This window comes from Nonomuraea sp. NPDC049625, from assembly GCF_040675285.1.
GTDB classification, from domain to species: domain Bacteria; phylum Actinomycetota; class Actinomycetes; order Streptosporangiales; family Streptosporangiaceae; genus Nonomuraea; species Nonomuraea angiospora_A.
Map to the genome: position 1 here is coordinate 949852 of NZ_JBFAOQ010000001.1, position 20289 is coordinate 970140.

At 69.2% G+C, this 20289-nt stretch carries 20 protein-coding genes and 1 tRNA gene; 11 read left to right on the top strand and 10 right to left on the bottom strand.

Annotated elements, in window-relative coordinates; all coding sequences use genetic code 11:
• Positions 1-46 precede the first annotated feature (46 nt).
• The gene (locus AB0J87_RS04615; protein ID WP_363962618.1) at positions 47-1111 is read left to right on the top strand and encodes a cellulose binding domain-containing protein; all 1065 of its coding nucleotides are present in this window, start codon (positions 47-49) and stop codon (positions 1109-1111) included.
• Here the strand turns inward: AB0J87_RS04615 and AB0J87_RS04620 are convergent.
• From AB0J87_RS04620 to AB0J87_RS04640, 5 genes are all read right to left on the bottom strand, one after another.
• Positions 1108-1593 (bottom strand): YbaK/prolyl-tRNA synthetase associated domain-containing protein, encoded by a 486-nt coding sequence (locus AB0J87_RS04620; protein WP_363962619.1) that lies wholly within the window; start codon positions 1591-1593, stop codon positions 1108-1110. The two genes, AB0J87_RS04615 and AB0J87_RS04620, sit on opposite strands and share 4 nt — an antisense overlap.
• Complete coding sequence (locus tag AB0J87_RS04625; protein WP_363962620.1) at positions 1583-1885, bottom strand: winged helix-turn-helix domain-containing protein; 303 nt, start codon at positions 1883-1885, stop codon at positions 1583-1585. The genes AB0J87_RS04620 and AB0J87_RS04625 overlap by 11 nt, the downstream gene beginning before the upstream one ends.
• A 36-nt stretch (positions 1886-1921) precedes the next feature.
• Positions 1922-2584: an AIM24 family protein gene (locus AB0J87_RS04630; RefSeq protein WP_363962621.1), complete on the bottom strand. Its 663-nt coding sequence runs from the start codon at positions 2582-2584 to the stop codon at positions 1922-1924.
• A gap of 76 nt (positions 2585-2660) precedes the next feature.
• A complete protein-coding gene (locus AB0J87_RS04635) occupies positions 2661-3299 on the bottom strand; it encodes a hypothetical protein (RefSeq protein WP_350728567.1) in 639 nt (212 codons plus the stop codon).
• Positions 3300-3347: 48 nt separating this feature from the next.
• The gene (locus tag AB0J87_RS04640) at positions 3348-3737 is read right to left on the bottom strand and encodes a response regulator (protein WP_357726914.1); all 390 of its coding nucleotides are present in this window, start codon (positions 3735-3737) and stop codon (positions 3348-3350) included.
• A 116-nt stretch (positions 3738-3853) separates the two neighbouring features.
• On the opposite strand from AB0J87_RS04640, the gene AB0J87_RS04645 reads away from it, so the two are divergent.
• Positions 3854-3925, top strand: a tRNA-Arg gene (locus AB0J87_RS04645).
• 186 nt (positions 3926-4111) lie between these two features.
• Here AB0J87_RS04645 and AB0J87_RS04650 read toward each other — a convergent pair.
• The 3 genes from AB0J87_RS04650 to AB0J87_RS04660 all read right to left on the bottom strand — a co-directional run bounded on the left by AB0J87_RS04650 (position 4112) and on the right by AB0J87_RS04660 (position 6903).
• Positions 4112-4963, bottom strand: a complete 852-nt coding sequence (locus tag AB0J87_RS04650) for an aminoglycoside phosphotransferase family protein (RefSeq protein ID WP_363962622.1) — start codon at positions 4961-4963, stop codon at positions 4112-4114.
• A gap of 468 nt (positions 4964-5431) precedes the next feature.
• Complete coding sequence (locus tag AB0J87_RS04655; RefSeq protein ID WP_363962623.1) at positions 5432-6193, bottom strand: hypothetical protein; 762 nt, start codon at positions 6191-6193, stop codon at positions 5432-5434.
• Entirely contained in the window at positions 6190-6903 is a 714-nt protein-coding gene (locus AB0J87_RS04660; RefSeq protein ID WP_363962624.1) for an ATP-binding cassette domain-containing protein, read from the bottom strand. The genes AB0J87_RS04655 and AB0J87_RS04660 overlap by 4 nt, the downstream gene beginning before the upstream one ends.
• A 160-nt stretch (positions 6904-7063) precedes the next feature.
• Between AB0J87_RS04660 and AB0J87_RS04665 the strand changes: the two genes are divergently transcribed.
• Together AB0J87_RS04665 and AB0J87_RS04670 are read left to right on the top strand one after the other, a co-directional pair.
• The gene (locus AB0J87_RS04665) at positions 7064-8194 is read left to right on the top strand and encodes a histidine kinase (RefSeq protein ID WP_363962625.1); all 1131 of its coding nucleotides are present in this window, start codon (positions 7064-7066) and stop codon (positions 8192-8194) included.
• Between the two features lie 4 nt (positions 8195-8198).
• Positions 8199-8846, top strand: a complete 648-nt coding sequence (locus tag AB0J87_RS04670; protein WP_363962626.1) for a response regulator transcription factor — start codon at positions 8199-8201, stop codon at positions 8844-8846.
• A gap of 34 nt (positions 8847-8880) precedes the next feature.
• Here the strand turns inward: AB0J87_RS04670 and AB0J87_RS04675 are convergent, their stop codons facing one another.
• Positions 8881-9297, bottom strand: a complete 417-nt coding sequence (locus AB0J87_RS04675; protein WP_363962627.1) for a RidA family protein — start codon at positions 9295-9297, stop codon at positions 8881-8883.
• 134 nt (positions 9298-9431) lie between these two features.
• Between AB0J87_RS04675 and AB0J87_RS04680 the strand changes: the two genes are divergently transcribed.
• Complete coding sequence (locus tag AB0J87_RS04680; protein WP_350728579.1) at positions 9432-9812, top strand: helix-turn-helix domain-containing protein; 381 nt, start codon at positions 9432-9434, stop codon at positions 9810-9812.
• 64 nt (positions 9813-9876) lie between these two features.
• On the opposite strand, the gene AB0J87_RS04685 is transcribed toward AB0J87_RS04680, so the two are convergent.
• On the bottom strand, positions 9877-10881 hold the full coding sequence (locus tag AB0J87_RS04685) for a LacI family DNA-binding transcriptional regulator (protein ID WP_363962628.1): 1005 nt from the start codon (positions 10879-10881) through the stop codon (positions 9877-9879).
• Between the two features lie 196 nt (positions 10882-11077).
• Here AB0J87_RS04685 and AB0J87_RS04690 point away from each other — a divergent pair, with 196 nt between their 5' ends.
• The 6 genes from AB0J87_RS04690 to AB0J87_RS04715 all read left to right on the top strand — a co-directional run bounded on the left by AB0J87_RS04690 (position 11078) and on the right by AB0J87_RS04715 (position 20275).
• The gene (locus tag AB0J87_RS04690; protein WP_363962629.1) at positions 11078-14623 is read left to right on the top strand and encodes a hypothetical protein; all 3546 of its coding nucleotides are present in this window, start codon (positions 11078-11080) and stop codon (positions 14621-14623) included.
• 183 nt (positions 14624-14806) lie between these two features.
• A complete protein-coding gene (locus AB0J87_RS04695; protein ID WP_363962630.1) occupies positions 14807-15724 on the top strand; it encodes an NAD(P)-dependent oxidoreductase in 918 nt (305 codons plus the stop codon).
• On the top strand, positions 15721-16986 hold the full coding sequence (locus AB0J87_RS04700; RefSeq protein ID WP_363962631.1) for an enolase C-terminal domain-like protein: 1266 nt from the start codon (positions 15721-15723) through the stop codon (positions 16984-16986). The genes AB0J87_RS04695 and AB0J87_RS04700 overlap by 4 nt, the downstream gene beginning before the upstream one ends.
• A 44-nt stretch (positions 16987-17030) precedes the next feature.
• Positions 17031-18395, top strand: coding sequence for an extracellular solute-binding protein (locus tag AB0J87_RS04705; RefSeq protein ID WP_363962632.1), 1365 nt, complete (start codon positions 17031-17033; stop codon positions 18393-18395).
• Positions 18396-18509: 114 nt separating this feature from the next.
• Positions 18510-19382, top strand: a complete 873-nt coding sequence (locus tag AB0J87_RS04710) for a sugar ABC transporter permease (RefSeq protein ID WP_363962633.1) — start codon at positions 18510-18512, stop codon at positions 19380-19382.
• Positions 19379-20275 carry a carbohydrate ABC transporter permease gene (locus AB0J87_RS04715; RefSeq protein ID WP_363962634.1) on the top strand — a complete coding sequence of 299 codons (897 nt, stop codon included), beginning with the start codon at positions 19379-19381 and terminating at the stop codon, positions 20273-20275. The genes AB0J87_RS04710 and AB0J87_RS04715 overlap by 4 nt, the downstream gene beginning before the upstream one ends.
• Positions 20276-20289 lie beyond the last annotated feature (14 nt).

The following is a 20289-nucleotide window of genomic DNA, read 5'->3' on the forward strand; positions in this document are numbered from 1 at the left end:
GGCGCCGTCCTTACGATCTGCGCAGGCTACGACGGGAGAGCAGACGATGCGCAGGACCAGCACCTTGCTGGCGGCGATGCTGGCGTTCGCCGCGGCGGTGTTATTCGCGACGACCACGCAGGCCAGCGGTGCCGCCGCCACCCGGATCATGCCTCTGGGCGACTCGATCACCGGCTCTCCGGGCTGCTGGCGGGCGCTGCTCTGGAACCGGCTCCAGAGCACCGGCTACACCAACATCGACTTCGTCGGCACCCTCCCGCCGCAGGGCTGCGGCGTCTCGTACGACGGCGACAACGAGGGCCACGGCGGCTACCTGGCCACCAACATCGCCAACCAGAGCCAGCTGCCCGGCTGGCTCTCGGCGACCAAACCCGACATCGTGCTGATGCACCTCGGCACGAACGATGTGTGGAGCAACATCGCGCCGGCGACGATCCTCAGCGCGTTCACCACGCTCGTGAACCAGATGCGGGCCGGCAACCCCAACATGAAGATCCTCGTCGCCAAGATCATCCCCATGAACCCGTCCACCTGCGCCGACTGCGGCCAGCGCGCCGTGAACTTCAACAACGCCATCCCCGCCTGGGCGGCCGCGACCACCACGCAGCAGTCGCCGATCACGGTGGTGGACCAATGGACGGGGTTCAGCACGAGCACGGACACCTACGACGGCGTGCACCCGAACTCGACCGGTGACCAGAAGATGTCCGACAAGTGGTACCCGCCCCTGGTGAGCGCCCTGTCGGGGATCACCCCCACCTCGACGCCCACCGTCACCCCCACCCCCACTCCCACTCCCACTCCCACTCCCGGTGGCGGGTGCACGGCGACGTACAAGAACGCCAACCAGTGGCAGGACGGCTTCCAGGGCGAGGTCACCGTCAAGAACACCGGCGCCTCGGCCATGAGCGCGTGGACGGTGCAGTGGACGTTCGCGAACGGGCAGCGGATCAGCCAGCTCTGGAACGGCACGCTGAGCGCGACCGGCTCCGCGGTGACCGTGCGCAACGTGGCCTGGAACGGCTCGCTCGCGCCGGGGGCCTCGACCACGTTCGGCTTCATCGCCTCGTGGAGCGGCACGAACACCGCCCCCACGCCCACCTGCTCCTAGTTCGCTGTGATGGGGGCCACTCTGGGCTCGGCCAGCCGCACGTAGTCGTCGGTGGCCAGCGCGACGGACCGGTCGAGCCTGGCGGCGTTGAAGTACAGCTCGGGCTGGTCGAGCAGCGTCGGGTCCGCGATCAGCTCGAGCCGGGAGTCGTAGCTGAACGGGAGCACGGTCCCGCTCATGCTGCCGGCCAGCTCCTCGGCCTTGTCCTTGGCGGCGAAGGCCACGTACGTGCCGTCCAGCAGCGACTTGACCGCCTGCAGGTCGAGCCGGGCGTTGCCGGGCACGACGGCCAGCACGTGCCGGGTCTGCTTCTTGCCGATCTTGACCATCACGACGAGGCACTTGGCGGCCTGCGCGACGTCGTGCCCGCGCAGGGCGCTGACCTCGTCGGTCCGCCCCTCCGGCGCGTGCTCGATCACCCGGTAGCGGGCGCCCGCGGCGTCCATGTCGGAGATCAGCCGCTCGTACAGCTCACCAGCCACTGCTCAACAACTCCTTCGCCGCGGCGATCCGGTCCTCGTCGCGCTGATAGAACACCCACTGCTTGATCTTCCTGCCGCGGATCAGTCCCGCCTTGGCGAGCACCTTGAGGTGCTCGCCGCAGGTGGGCTGGCTCACGCCGAGCTTCTCGGCGATGAAGAGCGAGCAAACTCCGTCGCGTACGAGGTCGCCGTCGCGTTGCGGCGGGAAGTGTCGCTCGGGATCGCGCAGCCAATCGAGGATCAGCAGCCGCTTGTCATTGGCCAGTGCCTTGACCAGGTCGACGTCCAGCACAAAGGTATTATGGCAATTAGCTAATTACCTGTCTACCTAGGACTGGGTCACGACGGGCGCCCCTTCGCTGGCCTGCACCAGCACGAACCCCTGCCCGCTGAACGCCAGCTGCATGGCCTCCCCGCTGCCCCGCCCGATCAGCGCCCCCACCTTCATCGTCCGGTTGACGCCGACGTGCAGCCCCGTGCTCCAGCACACGGCGGACTGGCCGTCGGCGTACGTGGGCATGCGGGCGGCATCGAGCAGCACCGGCGTGCCGTGCGTGGTCACCGCGACCCACCCGGTCCCGGTGACCGTCGTGTTGAACAGCCCGCCCGCCGCGATCCCGGCCCCCTGCACGCGCTGGATGTCCCAGGTGAGCTGCGGCTGGAACGCCAGCAGGTTGCGCCCGTTGACGGTGATCCCCTCGTTCTCCAGGTAGAACAGGTGGATGTCGTCGGCGTTGTCGGCGAGGTAGAGCAGCCCCTCGCCGCGTACGCGCATGAGGGACGCGCCCTCGCCCGTCACGGCCTTCTTGAAGAGCTTGCCGAGCCCGCCGCCCTCGTAGTCGAAGTCCATCTTCCCCTGGAAGGCGACCATGGAGCCCTGCTTGGCCAGGACCTCGTGCGGCAGCTGCACGCGCAGCATCTTGCCGTTCTGGAGCGCGAAGCCGGGTGGCAGCTGCTGGGACTCGAGATTGCCGAAAATGGAGCTACGCACGGTTGGGCCTTCCTAGGCTCGGGAGGGGGACGCTACGGCCCACCGTACGCAAACTTTTCGCAAAAGAAGCCGCCGGCTAGAACTGCCCTCGCGCCTCTTCCACCCACGCCAGCACGGTTGCCGCTTTCTCGGCACCGGCGATCTCAGCGGCCTCGTCCAGCACCGCCACGGCGTCCTCACGCCGCCCCTCCGCGGCAGCGATATACGCCAGCCCCACCAGGTTGGCCGCCACCCCGGCCATGAACCCGAGCTCCCGGCGCAGCCGTACGGACTCCTCCAGCCGTTCGCGCGCCGCCGGCAGCCGTCCGGCCATGTGCTCGGCGATGCCCAGGTGGCGCAGGACGTACGAGAGGGTCAGCTTGTCGCCGGCCTGCGTCGCCAGCTCGTGGGCCCGCTCCAGAGCCGCCGCCGCGGGCGCCTCGTCCCCGCGGACGACCTGATGGAAGGTCCCCACCCAGAGCAGCGCCTCACCCTCACCCCGGACATCCCCGAGCGCCCGGTAAAGCTCCGCGGCCCTCTCGAACAGCCTCAGCTCTTCGTCGCCCTGCTCGCCCTGCCCATCGAGAAACCGGCCGTGCATGATCCGCCCCCGCACCAGCGCAAGATCGGCCTCCACGCCGTCCAGCCCCCGATCGGCGGCCTCCAGCCCGGCCACATCCCCGCCGAAAACGGCCCGCTCATAGAGCTCCTTGGCCCGCTCAAGCCGCCCGTCCATGCCCACCACTCCCATCAGGTCCGGGGGAGCGAGGGAATCGGGCCGCCCCTATCCCTTGCCGGCCGCCGTCGCCAGATCCCGTACGACCTGAATCAACTCGGCCGGATCGAACGGCTTGGTCAGATAAGCGTCGACCCCGATCCCCAACCCCCGCCGCCTATCATCGTCCTGCGCCCGCGCCGTGATCAACACCACCTTGATATGCCTGGTGGCCTCCTCGGTCCGCAACCTCTGCGCCGTCGTCCATCCATCCAGGCACGGCATCATCACGTCCAACGTGATGACGTCCGGCATGACGTCGAGCACACGATCAAGGCAGTCCTGCCCATCGGTGGCGGTCGCGACCTCGAACCCCTCCAGGTTCAGGTTGACCGCGATGAGCTGCCGGATGACCTCGTCGTCGTCCACGACCAGTACTTTCCCAAGAACCTCGCCCACGGGCGCCAAGGTAACCTGTAGCGAGGTTGTCACGGGTGGTTTTCGCTGGATGTGTTCAAGGACCTTTATCGTGTGCCGAGTGGTGCCGGGATGCTGATAGCCTTATCACTCGTCGAGCCCCCTTAGCTCAGGGGATAGAGCACCGGCCTCCGGAGCCGGGTGCGTAGGTTCGAATCCTACAGGGGGCACTCGAGATCTCCATCGCAAGATGGGCAAGGACCTGCGGAAACGCAGGTCCTTTTGCGTTCCGGCGTGTGACACTCGCTGCCACCGATCCCATGATCACGTACGAGGAGCGTACGATCGGCCAAGGCCAGGATCACGGTAGACCCCGGCATCAACAGTCGGCTGGCTACGATCTCGAAGGCCCGCGATCAGCCATGGGTGTCCGGCCCTTTGCGATCGAGCGCTGCTCGGATCTGGCTGAGCCACTCTGTGCCCAGTTGGCGCCCGTTCGGGAGTTGGTCGCCTCGATCCCAGCGCCACGTTGTGATCATCGCCAGCATGAGGATCCGGCACTCGCGCAGCAAGTCTTGATCGACACCCGGATAGTGCTCACTGACTTCTTCGGGCGCATGGGCGAGGTCGAATTCGACAGGCCCACGGCAGCATGTCTCGAAGTCTATGAACAGCAGCCCGTTCTTCGTGGTGAGCACGTTGCCCGGGTGCGGCTCGCCGTGCACCAGCTGCTCGGCGCCGCCGCGCTCGCCGATCACTCGTCTCAGGCTTCGTAACGTGTCGCCGAGCAGTTCCCGGTCCGCGTCGGCGAGCGCCGGAGTTTGGTCGCGGTTCGCCAGGAGTTGTTGAGCCTGCTCGACTCGATCCGTGAAGTGCGGCGTCGGGACATCGAGCTTGCGCATGCCGGTGTGCAGCCGCTCGAGCGCATTGGCGTAGTCGGCTGGTGAGATCTCTTGAGGTGTCACGGGTTCGTAGTAGGTCCACAGCGTGACCGCGAAGCCGTCACGCTCATGGACGCGTGGCTCCACTCGAGGCTCGAGAGCAGCCACAGGGCACCCGGAGTCGGCGAGCCGCTGAGCAAGGTCGACTTCGAACTGTGCGACCTGATGCGCTACAGGTGCCACCCGGGCCAGGACGTCACAAGGCAGCAGGCGCAGAGTGAGCTTGTTCGAGTCATGAAGAACGATCGCGTCGTCGGCTGTCAGGCCGAGTGAGGAGGCGGTCGACATGGCCGCGGCCACCGCACGCGGGACCTCTGACGCCTGCATCGTCGCCTGGTGTCCTCTCCCTTGAGTGCTGCCGTACTCTCCAAAGTGGTGCAACCTGCGCACCCTACCAAGTTGTCGATAGAGCCGCGGTGGCGCGAAGTCCAGCTGCGCCCGGGAAAGCATTTGGCCGCCAACTGCAGGCCCTCCTGCTACGACTCGACACCGCGTGCCGTGCCGCCGACGACCTCGCCTTGAAGGCGTACGCCGGATCGGCTCCCATCACCCGCGCCTCGGGCAAAGCCTGTGGTTCACCACCGCAAGGTGGTCAGCGTGCGGGGTCGGTCCCGTTGCGCTGCGCCAGACGGGTCGGGGCGCGCTCGTTCGGGGCGGCACTGATCGCGATCGGGGTCTGGTAGATGATCTTGTCCGCTTGCCGGCCGCTCGCTCGCCTCGGAGGTTTTGAGGACCTCCAGCGCCTCCAGCAGGGCAGACTGGTCCAGGTCACGTGCACAAGCGCAGGTGGAGCCGTCAGTTCACGTCCTTTCTGACGACGCGCAGAACCCCGAGCCCGCCGGGGATGACGATCCAGGCCAGCACCGACGTGGTCAGGCGGGCGGCGGCTTCCCACGTCCAAGCCCCGCCCATGAGCGGGTTGGTCGTCGTGTTGAGGTCCAGCCACGCGGCCAGGGTCTCGCCCGCCCCGCCGAGTTGCGCGACGAAGCTCCACAGTGCCGTACCGGCCATGCAGATCACGATGGCTGCCGGGGCGTTGAGCAGCAGCAGGCCCATCGCCAGGCCCTGCGCGGTCATCAGCACCATCACCGCGATCCACCCGAGCACGGTCTGCGGGGCGACGTACCAGGATGCCTCCACACCCCGTGCCGCCGCCGCGACGGCCGTCGCCGGCACCGCCGCCACCAGCGCGAACAGGCATGCCACCACGGCCGTGCCCAGTGCCGGCAGGCACTTGGCCGCCAGGACCCGCGCCCGGCGCGGCTCCAGCGCGAACGTCGTCAGCGCCGTACGGTGGCTCCACTCCGCCGTCACCGTCAGCACGGCCAGCACGGGCAGCAGGATCCCCAGCGCGATGGCCGCGCTGCCGGCCAGCGTGAACAGCTTCGGTGGCCCGGTCTGCACGATGGCCCGGCCGGCGACGAGCGCGACCGCCAGGACGGCCAGGACCCCCGTCATGATCATGCTGCTGCGCGTGTCGAACAGCTTGCGGGTCTCGGCCCGCAGCAACCGGCCGAAGGGGATGCGGCCCGTGCCGGGCTCCGGTTCGCGAGTCACGCGGGGCTCCTGTCGGCATCGGAGGTCAGGTCGAGGAAGGTCCGTTCGAGGCCGTGGCCCCGGCTCAGCTCGGCGACCGTGCCCTGGGCCAGCACCCGGCCCCGGCCGATCATGACGACGTGGTCGGCGACCTGCTCGACCTCGTGCAGCAGGTGCGAGCTGAGCAGCACCGCGCAGCCGCCGTCGGCCAGGCCGCGCAGCAGCCCGCGCATCCACTGGATGCCCTGCGGGTCGAGGCCGTTGACGGGCTCGTCCAGGATGAGCGCCCGCGGCCGGCCGAGCAGCGCGTGGCCGATGCCGAGCCGCTGGCGCATGCCCAGCGAGTAGCCGCCCACGGCCCGCCCGCCCTCGCGCCCGGACAGGCCCACCATCTCCAGGACCTCGCCGACGCGCGATCTGGGCAGGCCGAGCATCAGCGCACCCAGGGTGAGCACCTCCCTGCCGCTGCGGCCGGGATGGTGGGCGCCGGCGTCGAGCAGCGTTCCGACGTCGTAGCCGGGGCGGTCGAGCCGCGCGTACGGCCGGCCGAGCACGGTCGCCGAGCCCGACGTGGGCCGGGTGAGCCCGGTCAGGATGCGCAGAGCGGTGGATTTTCCGGCCCCGTTGGGGCCGAGGAAGCCGGTGACGGCGCCCGGCGGCGCGGTGAAGGACACGTCGTCGAGGGCCGTCACCCCCTTGTACGCCTTGCTGACGCGCTGGAATTCGATCACGGTGCAAGTCCACAGGAACGGGACCCGCCCGCTCATCGGACCTGGGGCGACGACCACACCGCCCCGGGTCCAGATCTCGCGGACGGATGTGGACCCAGGTCTGCACGACGGTAGACCCAGGTCGCTAAAACCGCAGGCCGGAGCTCCTTAGGCTGGAGCCGTGCACGATTCGTCCCTCGACCCCGGCCCCGACCGCATGGCCGCCGCCCTGCCCTACCTGCTCGCCGCGCTGCCCCTCGGCCTGACGCTGATCGTGCTGGCCGCCCGCGCGTCCTCGACCCCTCCCCCCAAGGCGTTCGTCGACATGGCCCTGGGCGTCGCCGCGCTCGTCCTGCTGCGCTGGCGGCATCGCGGGCCGTGGCAGACCGCGCTGGCCACGGCGCTGGCCACCGCCTTCTCCTTCACGGCGCTCGGTCCGGCCGTCGTCGCGTACGGGTCGCTGGCCGCGTACCGGCGCTGGCGGCAGACGGCGACGGTGGCGGTCGTGTTCTGGCTGTGCGTCGTGTCCTCCACCCGGTGGTCGGACAACCGCCTGCTGACTCTCGTGTACGCGGTGGCCGCGGCCGTGATCCTGGCCGGGAGCACCCTGTTCGGGCTCTACCTGGCCGGCCGGCGCGATCTGGCCGCCGCCCGGCAGGCCGCCGTGGTCGCGGCGCAGGCGCAGTGGGTGGAACAGGCCAAGCTGGAGGAGCGGCTCAAGATAGCCCAGGAGATGCACGACGTGCTGGCGCACCGGATCTCGCTGCTGGCGATGCTGGCGGGCGGGCTGGCGTACCGCGAGAACCTGTCTCCCGAGCAGACCCGCGAGGCCGCGCTGGCCATCCAGGAGAACGCGCACCAGTCGCTCAACGAGCTGCGCGCCGTGCTCGGCACGCTGCGGCGCGAGGACGGCCTCGCGCCTCCGCAGCCGACGCTGGCGCACCTGGAGGCCCTGTTCGACGAGGTACGGGCCGCCGGGCAGCGGGTCGAGGTGGACGACGCCATCTCCTGCCGCGACGCGTTGCCGGCGCAGACGGGGCGGCACGCGTACCGGATCGTGCAGGAGGCGCTCACGAACGCGCGCAAGCACGCGCCGGGCAGCCCCGTGACGGCCGAGCTGGGCGGACGGCCCGGCGAGGGTCTGCGGATCCGGGTGAGCAACGCGGCCCCGCCCGGCGGTCCCACGGGGCCCGGAGGGCGGCTGGGGCTGGTGGGGCTGGCGGAACGGACCCGGATGGCCGGCGGAACGCTCACGCACGCCGTACGAGATGGGCGGTTTGTCCTGGACGCCCGGTTGCCGTGGGAGGCTTGAACCCGTGATCAGAGTGGTGATCGTGGACGACGACCCGATGGTGCGCACGGGGCTGCGCCTCATCCTGGGCGGCGAGCCCGATCTCGACCTGGCCGGCGAGGCCGGGGACGGCAAGCAGGCCATGGACGTGATCCGCGACCTGCGGCCGGACGTCGTGCTGATGGACATCCGCATGCCGGAGCAGGACGGCCTCGTCACCACCGAGCTGCTCCTCAGCCGGCCGGCGCCGCCCCGGATCCTGGTGCTGACGACGTTCGACGCCGACGACCTCGTGCTGCGTGCCCTGCGGCTCGGCGCGCACGGCTTCCTGCTGAAGGACGCGCCGCCGCCGAAGATGATCGAGGCCGTGCGGGCCGTGGCCCGGGGTGAGCCGGTGTTGTCGCCGAGCGTGGCGCGCCAGGTCATCGCGGCCGCCACCGGTGGCCACGAGCCGCGCCGGCCGCGGGCGCTGGCGGAGCTGGCCGTGCTCACCGAGCGGGAGCGGGAGGTCGCGATCGAGGTGGCCAGGGGCGCCTCGAACGCCGAGATCGCCGCGAGCCTGTCGGTCAGCGTGGCGACCGTGAAGGCCAACATCACCCGCATCTTCGCCAAACTGGGCACCGACAACCGGGTCCACGTGGCCATGAAGGTCCGCGACGCCGGCCTCCTCTGACGCTGACACGCCCCGGATGACGCTTGTACGCCCCTCAATCGATGATGGCGGTGACCTCGGCCTCGATGAGAATGCCGGGCTCGAAGAGGATGTCGACCCCGATCAGCGCGAGCGGCGGCGTGGCGAGGTCGAACTCGAGGGCCGCCTGTTCGATTCCCGCGTTGAAGGCGTCGTACATCTCTCTCTTCCAGCCTGCGGCGTACCACGTGAAGCGGACGACGTCGTGGAACGTCGCTCCTGCCGCGTCCAGCGCCTTGGCGACGTTGCGGTAGACCTGGGCGACCTGTCCGGCTAGGTCGCCTGGTGCCACGAGCTCGCCGTTCTCGTCCCAGGCGACTTGTCCCGCGATGTGGACCTGCCTGCTGCCCGTCGCCACCGCGACGTGGTGGTAGATCGGGACTCGGACATGCTGGTCAGGGTTGATGAGCGAGACGGCCATGAGATTTCCCATCGGTCCTTTCATTACGTCAGGTGAGCGCAAGGCGGCGGACGACCTGACTTCGTGGTCTCTTGCGGTTACTGGGAAACCATAGGAGAGTGTTCGTTGACGTGGAAGAACGAACTTTTCAGTGACTGGGGAACCAGATGGTGACCAAGCAGTTCATGGGCTCGTCCGATGAGGCGGATCTGAGGCGCGCGGACTCCCTGGCGCGGGAGATCTTCTCGGATGTCGCCAACAAGTGGGCGTTGCTGATCATCGAGGCGCTCGGTGAGCGCACCCTGCGCTTCAGCGAGCTGCGGGACGAGGTCGAGGGCATCAGCCACAAGATGCTCACCCAGAACCTGCGCATGCTGGAGCGCAACGGCCTGGCCGAGCGAAAGGTGTACCCCACCGTGCCGCCGCGGGTGGAGTACACCCTCACCGAGCCGGGCCAGGCCCTGCGGGCGACGGTCGACCTGATCTGCGGCTGGACCCACCAGTACTTCGGTCACATCGAGGCCGCCCGCCGCGGCTTCGACGCCTGACTGCTCACGTAGGCCGGCGGCAGGCAGCCTGATCAACCGGATCAGGGGCGGAAAAAATGCCTGATTAAGACGACGGGCCGAGCACGAGTGTGGGAGGGACGTAATGTTCCCCCGGAGTGCGGTCGTCGGCGAGAACGTTCGCGGCGGCGAGTTGTCCCATGGACCTGAGCTCGAGGTCAATTGTCGTCAGCCGCCGGACCCCTTGGTCGACGATGATTCCCTCCCAGTTGTCGACCCCGACAACTGCCAGATCCTGAGGTACGCGTAGACCCTTGGCCTCACAGACATCGAGTACGCCACGGGCGATGTGGTCATTGCCGCAGAACACCGCGTCGACCTTCGCGCCGGACTCGAGCAATTCCTGCATGGCCTTGACTCCCGACCCCTCGGTCCAGGAGCCATAACGCGTCGGAGCGGCAGGGCGGAGCCCGGCCTCATTCAGCGCGCTGAGCATGCCGCGCTCCCGCAGGCTTACGGCGATACTCGACGGATTGCCGGTGAGGTGGGCGATATGTGTGCGCCCGCGTTCGATCAAATGGCGGGTGGCGAGAGCTCCCGCGCCCTCGTTGTCCGGCAGGAAGACGACGTCTTCGGGGTGGTCGGAGGCCGCGAAGGCGTATGTCACCGGCACGGTGAAATGGTGCGTGATCGACGGTGATCGGCGCTCGTGCCCGTCCCCGATCACGATGAGTCCGTCAATTTGGCGAGCCTGGAACTGGCGGATGCTTTCGGTTATCTCGCGATGGACGAGAACGTCTTCGTCGAAGACGAGGGCGGCTTGTTGGAGCCTGCCGAGTTGCAGGACCGCGCCTATGACCACGGGCCCGGAAAACGTACTGTCCGCGCGGTGGGTGAGCACGCCGACCGTGCGGCTGCGGCCCAGCGCGAAGGAACGCGCGAGCGCATTTGGCCTGAAGTCGAGGCGTTCGGCGACGGCGAGCACCCGCGCGCGCGTCGCCTCGGAAATCCGGTCCGTTCCGTTGAGCACTTTCGAGGCAGTCGAGAGCGACACTCCTGCAATCGCAGCCACATCACTCAGCCGAACACTGCCCTTGCGGTTGGACGGCACCGGCCGATTGTACCGAAGGCGCGTCAATGACCCGCTCCGGTTGGAGGCGCGGGGGAGGCCGGGCGGCGTCCCGCGGGCGTGCGCGTCCTCCGGAAAGTGAGCCTTGACAGTGACCTTGGCCGCCGCTCACACTTCGCCCATTGCGAAATCGGTTTCGCAACCATGGTCGTGTCGCCGTCCAGCGAGGAGAGTGAGCATGTCGATTGGCCCCACCCCCGCCCGCCGATTGACAGGGAGTCCATTACGCCGAGCGGTCGTCTCCGGGCTGGTCGCGCTCGGCGTAGCCGTCGCGACACTCGTCGCACCGGCCACACCGGCCCAGGCCGCACCGGGCGACGTCGTACTCGGAGACTTCGAGAACGGCGTCACCCCCTGGTTCACGGCGACCAGCGGCAGCACGACCGTGTCGCTGGCCGTGACCTCGGACGCGCCGGCGAGCGGCAGCGGCGCCGCCCGTCTCCAGGTGAACGCGCCCAGCGGGACCGCGGAGCTGGCGCGCGGCATCCCCTCGATCGACGCTCGCTCGCTGACCTTCGCCCTGCGCAGCACCCAGCTGAAGGGCATCGTCGTCCGGATGATCGACGGCACCGGGCAGGCGCACCAGCAGACTCGCCCCCTCACTCCCGGATCGCAGTGGCAGACCGTCACCGTGAGTGATTTCGCCCCGGCCGGCGCGGCGGAGTACATCCACTGGGGCGGTGCGAACGACGGCGTCTGGCACGGGCCGCTCAAGCACCTGTCGCTCCTGGTAGACGCGTTCCGCGTCGTCAACGGCCCGACGGCGACGATCGACGTGGACGACGTGACCGTGCGGGGCCCCGCGCCCGACCTCGCGATCGTTCCGACGACGACCGGTAACGCGTTCGCCACCGGGCAGGAGGTGTCGTTCGGCGTCCACACCGCGGCGAAGTCCCTGGAGTGGACCGTACGCGACATCGACAACGCCGTGGTGACCTCCGGTGCGAAGGAGACCTCGCAGCTGGGGGGCACGCTGTCGCTCGGCGAACTGCCCACCGGCTGGTACGCGGTCGACCTGGTGGCCGTGCAACCTGACGGCCGGCGCGTCGCGGGCGGCACCGACGTGTCGGTGCTCCCCGCGTCCGACGCGCGCGAGGAGCGCATCGGAGTCGCGACGCATTACGGTCAGGCCTGGTCCACCGACACCATCCCGCTCATCGCCGACGCGGGAGCCGGTTTCGCCCGGGACGAGGCCTATTGGGCCCAGGCGGAGAAGGTCAAGGGCACGATCGACTTCCCCGCGAAGGTGGACGCGTACACCGCCGCGCTGTCGAGCAACAACCTCCAGTTCTTCGACATCCTCGCGTACGGCAACAGCCTCTACCACGAGGGCGAGGCGCCGGCCACGCAGGCCGGACGTGACGCGTTCGCGAACTACGCCGACGTCTCGGTCGCCACGTTCGGGACGGACGACACCTTCTACGAGGTGTGGAACGAGTGGAACCTGCGCGACCGGACCGGGCCCGCCGGCGCGACCGCGGCGAACTACGCGGCGCTGCTGGCGACGACCGCCGATCGGGTCCGCGCGGCTCATCCCGGCGCGAAGCTGGCCGGCCCGGCGCTGGCCCCGATGGACGAATGGTCCAAGTGGGTGGACGACTTCATCGCCGCCGGCGGCCTCGACGACCTCGACGCCTTCACCACGCACCCTTACGACTTCGCCACCGAGCCGGAGTCGTTCATGGATCACGTGGGGGTGATCCGGGCGAAACTCGACGCTGCCGGGCACCGCGACATGCCGATCTGGCTCAGCGAGCACGGATGGCACACCTCCGACACGCCGCTCGGCGCCGACGAGAAGTCGCAGGCCCGCAATCTGTCCCGTGCGGAACTGCTGGCCCTCGGCAAGGGGATCGGCAAGTACACCGTCTACGACTTCAAGGACGACGGCACCGACCCGAAGAATCCCGAGCACCGCTTCGGCATCATCCGCAACGAGAACGACCCCCGAGGCGCGTACACCCCGAAACCGGCCTTCGTCGCGCAGGGCATCCTGACCCGCCAGACCGACGACCGCGCGGTCCGGCAGGTGCCGGCGCTCGGCAGCGGGCGCTACGGCGTGGAGTTCGGCGCCCGCCCCGGCGAGCCCGCCGCCACGCGCATGCAGGCCCTGTGGGCGCTGAAGCCGGAGACCTGGAGCATCAAGGCGGCGGGCGAGGTCAAGGTGACCGACCTCTACGGCGCCGAGGCGACGCTGCGGCCGGACGCCGACGGCCGGGTCCACGTCGCCGTCGGCAAGGACCCGGTGTATCTCACCGGAGAGGTGGGAGAGGTGTCCGTGCAGTCGCCGTACGCGCTCGCGGTCGACCAGGCCATCGAGGGTCTCGCGCCCGCGGCGAAGTGGACGGTCACCGCGGGGGACCGGGCGCTGGACGTGTCCCTGCGAACCGACGCCGGCACGACGTCGGCGCAGGTGGCGAAGGGTGAGACCCGGTCGGTCGCCGTCACGCTGCCGCCGGCGGGCGTGGGGACGCGTACCTGGACCGCCGAGGTCCGCGAGGGCGATCGCACGGTCGGGCTTCTCGCGGCGACCGCCGACGTGGTGGCCCGGCTCGGGCTCACCGGTACGCACGCGCTCAACGCCACCGGGGCCGGCCTGCTGCGCCTCACCCTCGTGAACCGCGGCGCCGAACCTGTCAAGATCGACGGGATCGACTGGACCGTGGGCTCGTCGAGCGGCCGGGCGCTGCCCGGCGCCACTGTCGCCGGCGACGACAGCGTCTCCGTAGACGTGCCGCTGTCCGAGCTCGGTGCCTGGACCGCCACCGCCACCGGTGACGCGACCGCCACCGCGCGCGGGACCCTCGTCGGCGCGGATCCGGTCGATGTGGCGTTCCGCCCGGTGCAGGTGGACGGCAAGGTCGACGATGCCGTAGCGGTCCTTCCCGCGCAGACGCTCGGTGCGGCCGAGCAGGTGATCAGCGGCTGGGCGGGCGATGAGGACCACAGCGGCCGTCTCTGGCTCACCCACGACACCGAGCGCCTGTACCTGACCGCCGTGATCACCGACAACGCGCACGCCCAGCCCGCTCGGGCCATGAACATCTGGCAGGGCGACAGCGTCCAGCTCGGTACGACGCCGGGATGGCCCGGCGAAGGCGCCGTACCGGTCAGTGAGATCGGCACGGCGCTCACCGGCGCCGGCCCGGTGGATCTCGCGCGCTGGTTGCCCGCGAACGCCACGACCGAGGGGCTCGCGTCGGCGGTGACGCGTGACGAAGCCGCGAAGACGACCACGTACGAGTTGTCGGTCCCGTTCGGCGCGATCGGGGTGAAACCCGGCAACGGGATCCTTTCGGCGACCGTCGCCGTCAACGAGAACGACGGCGCCGGCCGGCGCGGATGGAGCACGTGGGGCAAGGGCGTGGCGGAGTCGAAGGACCCCGCGAAGTTCCGGCCGTTGCGCCTGCTGGCGGCCCCCGCGGGCAACGTCAGGGTGAAGGCCACGGCGCTGTCGTCCTGCCTGTCGTCCCCGCCGCGCCTCACGGTCGTGGCGATGAACCAGGAGAAGGTGCCGGTCGACCTCCGCCTCGTGACGCCGCTCGGCGAGAAGGCGTACCCGCGGGTCGCGCCGGGCCGTGCGGTCCTGCACACGTTCTCCGGCACGGGCAAGGAACTCGCCGGCGGAACCGCGGTGGTTTCCGCGTCGTACCTGGACGCCGGCGGGAGCTTCGCCTATCAGGACCGCGAGCTCGACTACCGGCGAGTCACGTGCCGCGTCTGAACGCCTAGGCCGGGCCGTTCCGGGTTCGCCCCAGAAAGGCGAACCCGGGATGGCGCACGCCCTGAAAACCGCGAATTCGGCGGCCGATACGGGATAACGCGGTGATTGACACGCTCCGCGATCTTATGGTCTGCTACGAAAGCGGTTTCGCAACTGACTTTGCTGAGATCTTTAGGACTGCTCTTGACTGATTCCGCCTCGCCCGTGAAGCCCGCGCGCGTGCTGGTCACCGGTGCGGACGGCACCATCGGCCGGCCGGTCGTGGAGGCACTGCTGAGTGCGGGCATCTCCGTGACGGCACTCTCGACCGCATGGTCAGGGCCGTCGCCGGCCGACCGGGTGTTCACCGGTGACGCCGCTGACGAGACTCTGGTCCGGCAGGCGCTCGAGGACGCGGACGCCGTCGTGCACCTCGCCGCCATACCGCACCCCGGCCTGGGGACCGCGCGCGAGGTGTTCGTGGGCAACACCTCGGCCACCTTCACCGTGCTGAACGTCGCCGGCGAGGTCGGCGTGCGCCGCGCCGTCATCGCGAGCTCGATCAACGCGTTCGGCGTGCCCTTCAACCGGCACGATCTCACACCCGCCTACTACCCGCTCGACGAGTTGTCGCCGGTCGCGCATGACGACGCGTACTCGCTGTCAAAGTGGGTCGATGAGCAGACCGGGGCCTGGGCACACAGCCGCTGGGGGATCACGGTGGTGGCGCTGCGCTTCCCGCTGGTGAGAGATCTTCCCGAACTGCGGGAGATCGCCGCGCGGTTGAGCCGGAACCCGGTCGAGCAGGTGCGTCTCGCCCGGGAAGGATGGGCCTACCTGGCGATGGCCGACGCACTGGACGCGGTGCTGCGCGGGCTGACGCACCCGATCTCCGGGATGCACACCTTGCTCCTGGCGGCAGAGGACACCATCGTGGGGGAGCCGACGGACCTCCTGCTCGATCGCTTCGCCCCCACGAGCGAACGCCGCCGCGACTTCCCGGGCCGCACCGCCCCCATCGACACCTCTGCCGCCCGCCGCGTCCTCGGATGGGTGCCGCGGCACCGGCTCGGCGACCCGAGCGGCCCGATCAACGCGACCTTTCAGGAGACGCCGGCATGAGCGACGACACGACGGCATTCGCCCAGCCGTGGGACGCGCCCGACGACGTGCGCATCACGGGCGTCCGGGCGATCGCCACCGCCCCCGAGGGCATCCCGCTGCTGGTCGTGAAGGTGACCACCAGCGACGACGGCCTTTACGGGCTCGGCTGCGCCACGTACACGCAGCGGTGGCGCGCGGTCGCCTCGTACGTCGAGGAGCATCTCGCCAGGCTCGTCGTCGGGCGATACCCCGGTGACATCGAAGACCTGGTGCGGCTGGCCCGCTTCTCCGGCTACTGGCGTGAGGGGCCGGTGGGCAACAACGCGATCTCCGGGCTCGACCAGGCTCTGTGGGACATCGCCGGCAAGCGAGCGGGAAGACCCGTTCACGAGCTGCTGGGAGGCAAGGTACGCGCCGCCGCCGACACGTACCTGCACGCGGGCGGGTCGTCGATCGAGGAGACCCTCGACCAGGCCGAACGCCTCCGCGAAGCCGGGCTGCGGCACATCCGGCTCCAGGTCGGCCAGTCGGGCCGAGGCACCTACGGCGCTCCTCCGACGGCCGAGGTCACCGAGGCGTCCGCGCCGTACCCGGGCGGGTGGAGCGTGCCGGAGTACCTGCGGCGTACGCGGGAGCTGTTCGCCGCCGCCCGCGAGCGCTTCGGCGAGGAGATCGAGCTGCTCCACGACGTGCACTCACGGCTGAGCCCGAAGCAGGCGATCGTTCTCGCCCGCGCGCTCGAGCCTTATCGGCTCTTCTTCCTCGAGGACGTCATCGCCCCCGAGCATTGGGATCGCCTGCCGGAGGTGCGCGCCGCCTCGCCCGTACCGATCGCGGTCGGCGAGCTGACGACCTCGGTGACGGATGCCGCGCGCCTGGTCCTCGGTGGCGGCGTGGACTTCATCCGCTCACACGTGTCGGACATCGGCGGGCTGACCGCCGCGCGCAAGATCGCCGCAGCCGCGGAGCTCGTCGGCGTCCGTACGGCCTGGCACGGTCCAGGCGACACCTCGCCGATCGGCGCCGCCGCCAACGTCGCGCTCGACGTGACGAGCCCGGCCTTCGGCATCCAGGAAGGGCACGTGTACGGCGAACCCGTGCACGAAGTGTTCCCAGGTACCTTGCGCATCGAGCACGGCTGGTTGCGCCCGAACGAAGCTCCCGGCTGGGGCATCGATCTTGACGAGTCCGCCGCCGCCCGCCACCCCGCAGGGCTGTCGGGACACGATGCCTGGGCTGCCCGCGTCCGAGGCCTGGACGGAGGACTCATCGCCCCCTGACCGCAGCACCGCGACAACACCAGCACAAAGTACTGAGGAGACCCATGCCCCCCACAAATGTCCGGAAGTTTGCTGCCGCCCTCAGTGCCAGTGCTGCAGCGTTCGCTCTCACTACGGGCTGCGGCGCCGAGAGCCCGTCGCAGCCCGGCTCCGTTTCCATCACCGTCGCCGGTCAGCCCACCCAGGAAAACCCCGATCAGCTCAAGGCGTTCAAGCGCAAGATCACCGACTTCACCAAGGCCAACCCCGGCATCACGGTCACCGGTGACGAGTCCTCGTTCGACGTGAACACCTTCCAGGCGCTGGTCGCGGGCGGGAAGCTGCCCACGGTGTTCTACGTGCCCTTCACGGAGATGCAGGGGATCATCGCCCGGCAGCAGGCCGCGGACATCACCGGCCACGTCGGCGCGGACGCCGCCGTCAAGCGGGTCAACCCGTCGATCCTGAAGGTCGCCACGAGCCCGGACAGCCATGTCTACGGCGTTCCCGTCCAGGCCTACAGCATGGGGCTGCTGTACAACCGCGCCCTGTTCACCAAGGCAGGGCTCGACCCCGACGCGCCGCCGAAGACCTGGGACGAGGTGCGGGCCGCCGCGAAGGCCATCCATGCCAAGACCGGCGTGCAGGGCTTCGGCGCCATGACCAAGGACAACACCGGAGGCTGGGCGCTCACGACCATGAGCTACGCCTTCGGGAGCAAGATCCAGTCGGATGACGGCAAGCAGGCCAACGTCAACAACAACGCCACCCGCGCCGCGCTGGAGTTCTACCGCTCCCTGCGCTGGGACGACGACACCTTCGGGTCCGACTTCCTCATCGGGTACAAGGACATCACGAACGCCCTGGCCAGCGGCAAGGTCGGCATGATCGTGCAGGGTGCGGACACGTACACCCCGGTCGTTCAGTCTCTCGGGATGAAGCCGGACGACTTCGGCCTCGCCCCGATGCCGCAGGCGCCCGGGGGCCTCGGCACTCTGGGCGGCGGGTCCGTGGCCATCATCAATCCGCGGGCCTCGGCGGAGGAGATCAAGGCCGCGCTCAAGTGGATCGAGTTCGCCGAGTTCAACAAGTACAACAACGAACAGGCGGCCGTCACGGGCGCCAAGGCCGCCGCCGCCGACAAGCTGCCGGTGGGCGCACCGGTGCTCCCGCTCTTCGACCAGGCCACCACCGACCGGTACCTGACGTGGGTTAAGGATTACGTGAACGTGCCGCGCGAGCACTTCGCGGCGTACTTCGACTCGGCCAAGACGCTGCCGCTCGTGCCCGAACCGGCGGCGAAGGCGCAGGAGACGTACGGAATCCTCGACAACGTCGTGCAGGCGGTGTTGACCCGGCGGGACGCCGACATCACCGCCCTGCTCGACGACGCTCAGAAGAAGGTCCAGTCCGCGATCGACGCGGGCTGAACCGTCGCCCCCGTCACGCCGGCCGGTGCGACGGGGGCGACAGTGCAGAAAGGCGCCTCCGGAACGATGACGGACGCAACCATTCCCCCTACGACAGAGCGTTCGCGCGGTGTCGTGCGCTGGGTCCGCCGCGGCGGACTCTCGACATTGATCTTCTTCATCCCCCTTCTCGCGTCATTCGGGCTGTTCTCCTGGTGGCCGATTCTCCGCTCCCTGCTGCTCAGCCTGCAGCGCACGAACTTCCTCACCTCCGAGTGGGTCGGGCTCGACAACTTCGCCCGCGTCCTGAAGGACCCTCTTCTGCTGACGGCGACCTGGAACACCCTGTGGTTCTCGATCCTGGCCTTCGTGATCGGGTTCCCGGTCCCGGTGCTTCTGGCGGTGTTCATCGGCGAGTTGCGGCGCGCGCGGAGTATCGCGTCCGCCCTCGTCTACCTGCCGGTGATCTTCCCGCCGGTCGTCGCCGTGCTGCTGTGGAAGGCGTTCTTCGACCCCAGCCCCAAGGGGGTGTTCAACACCGTGCTGGGCTGGTTCGGGCTCGGCCCTGTCCCCTGGCTGAACGACGGCGATCTGGCCATGCCGTCGATCGTGCTGCAGGCGACGTGGGCGTCGTTCGGCACCGCCACGATCATCTACCTGGCGACGCTGATGAGCATCCAGACCGAGTTGTACGACGCCGCCGAGGCCGACGGAGCAGCGGTGTCGCGCCGGTTCTGGCACATCACCCTGCCCCAGATGCGCGGCGTCCTTCTGGTGATGTTCCTGCTCCAGGTCATCGGCACGTTCCAGGTCTTCACCGAGCCGTACATCATGACGAACGGCGGTCCGGAGAACCGCACCGTCACGATCCTGATGCTCATCTATCGTTACGCCTTCATCTCCGGCGACTACGGCCGAGCCACCGCGTTGAGCGTCCTGCTGGCGGTCGTCCTCTCGGCCCTGTCCGCCGTGTACCTCTGGGCGACCAGACGCTGGAGCACCTCATGACCACCGAAACCGCTACGTCCGAACGCGGCATCCTCTCCTTCCTCGATCGTCGCAGACCTGTCGTCCGCGTCTCGGTCGCGGCGATCGGCACGCTCGTCATCGCCGGCCTCGTGATCCTCTGCGCGGGCCCGCTCTTCTGGCTCTTCAAGGCCGCCACGTCGACCACCACCGAGACGCTGTCGGCGCCGTTCTCCCTGTGGCCCAGCGGCATCCACTGGGACTCGTTCGTTCAGGTGTGGACACGCGTCGACTTCGGCCGATATTTCTGGAACACGCTCGCGCTCATGGCCGGGTCCCTGTTCCTGGGGCTCCTCGTCGCCACGACCGGCGGCTACGGTCTGGCGGTTCTCCGGCCGAAGTACGCCAAGGCCGTGTTCGCGGCGCTCCTCGCCACCCTGTTCATTCCCGGCGTGATCTCCCTTGTGGCGCTCTACCTGACCGTCATCGACATTCCGCTCGTCCATGTCAGCCTGCTGGGCTCGATGTGGGCGGTGTGGCTCCCGTCCTCGGCCAACGCCGTCAACGTCCTGCTCATGCAGCGATTCTTCGCCAACATCCCCCGGGAGCTCTTCAACGCGGCCCGCATCGACGGAGCAGGACCCTTCAGGATGTTCTTCTCCATCGTCCTGCCGATGTCACGCCCGATTCTCGGCGTCGTCAGCCTCCTCACGCTCGTCGGCTCCTACAAGGAGTTCCTCTGGCCGCTGCTCGTCCTGCCGAACCCGCAGGACCAGCCGATCTCGGTCGCGCTGCCGAGGCTGCAGAGCTCCATCGACTTCTCGCAGTTCATGGCCGCGCTCTTCATCTCGGTCATCATCCCCGTCGGTCTCTTCCTCGTCCTCCAGCGCCAGTTCCTGCAGGCGGCAGGCAACGCCGGCGCACTCAAGGGCTGAGCCGACGCTCCGTC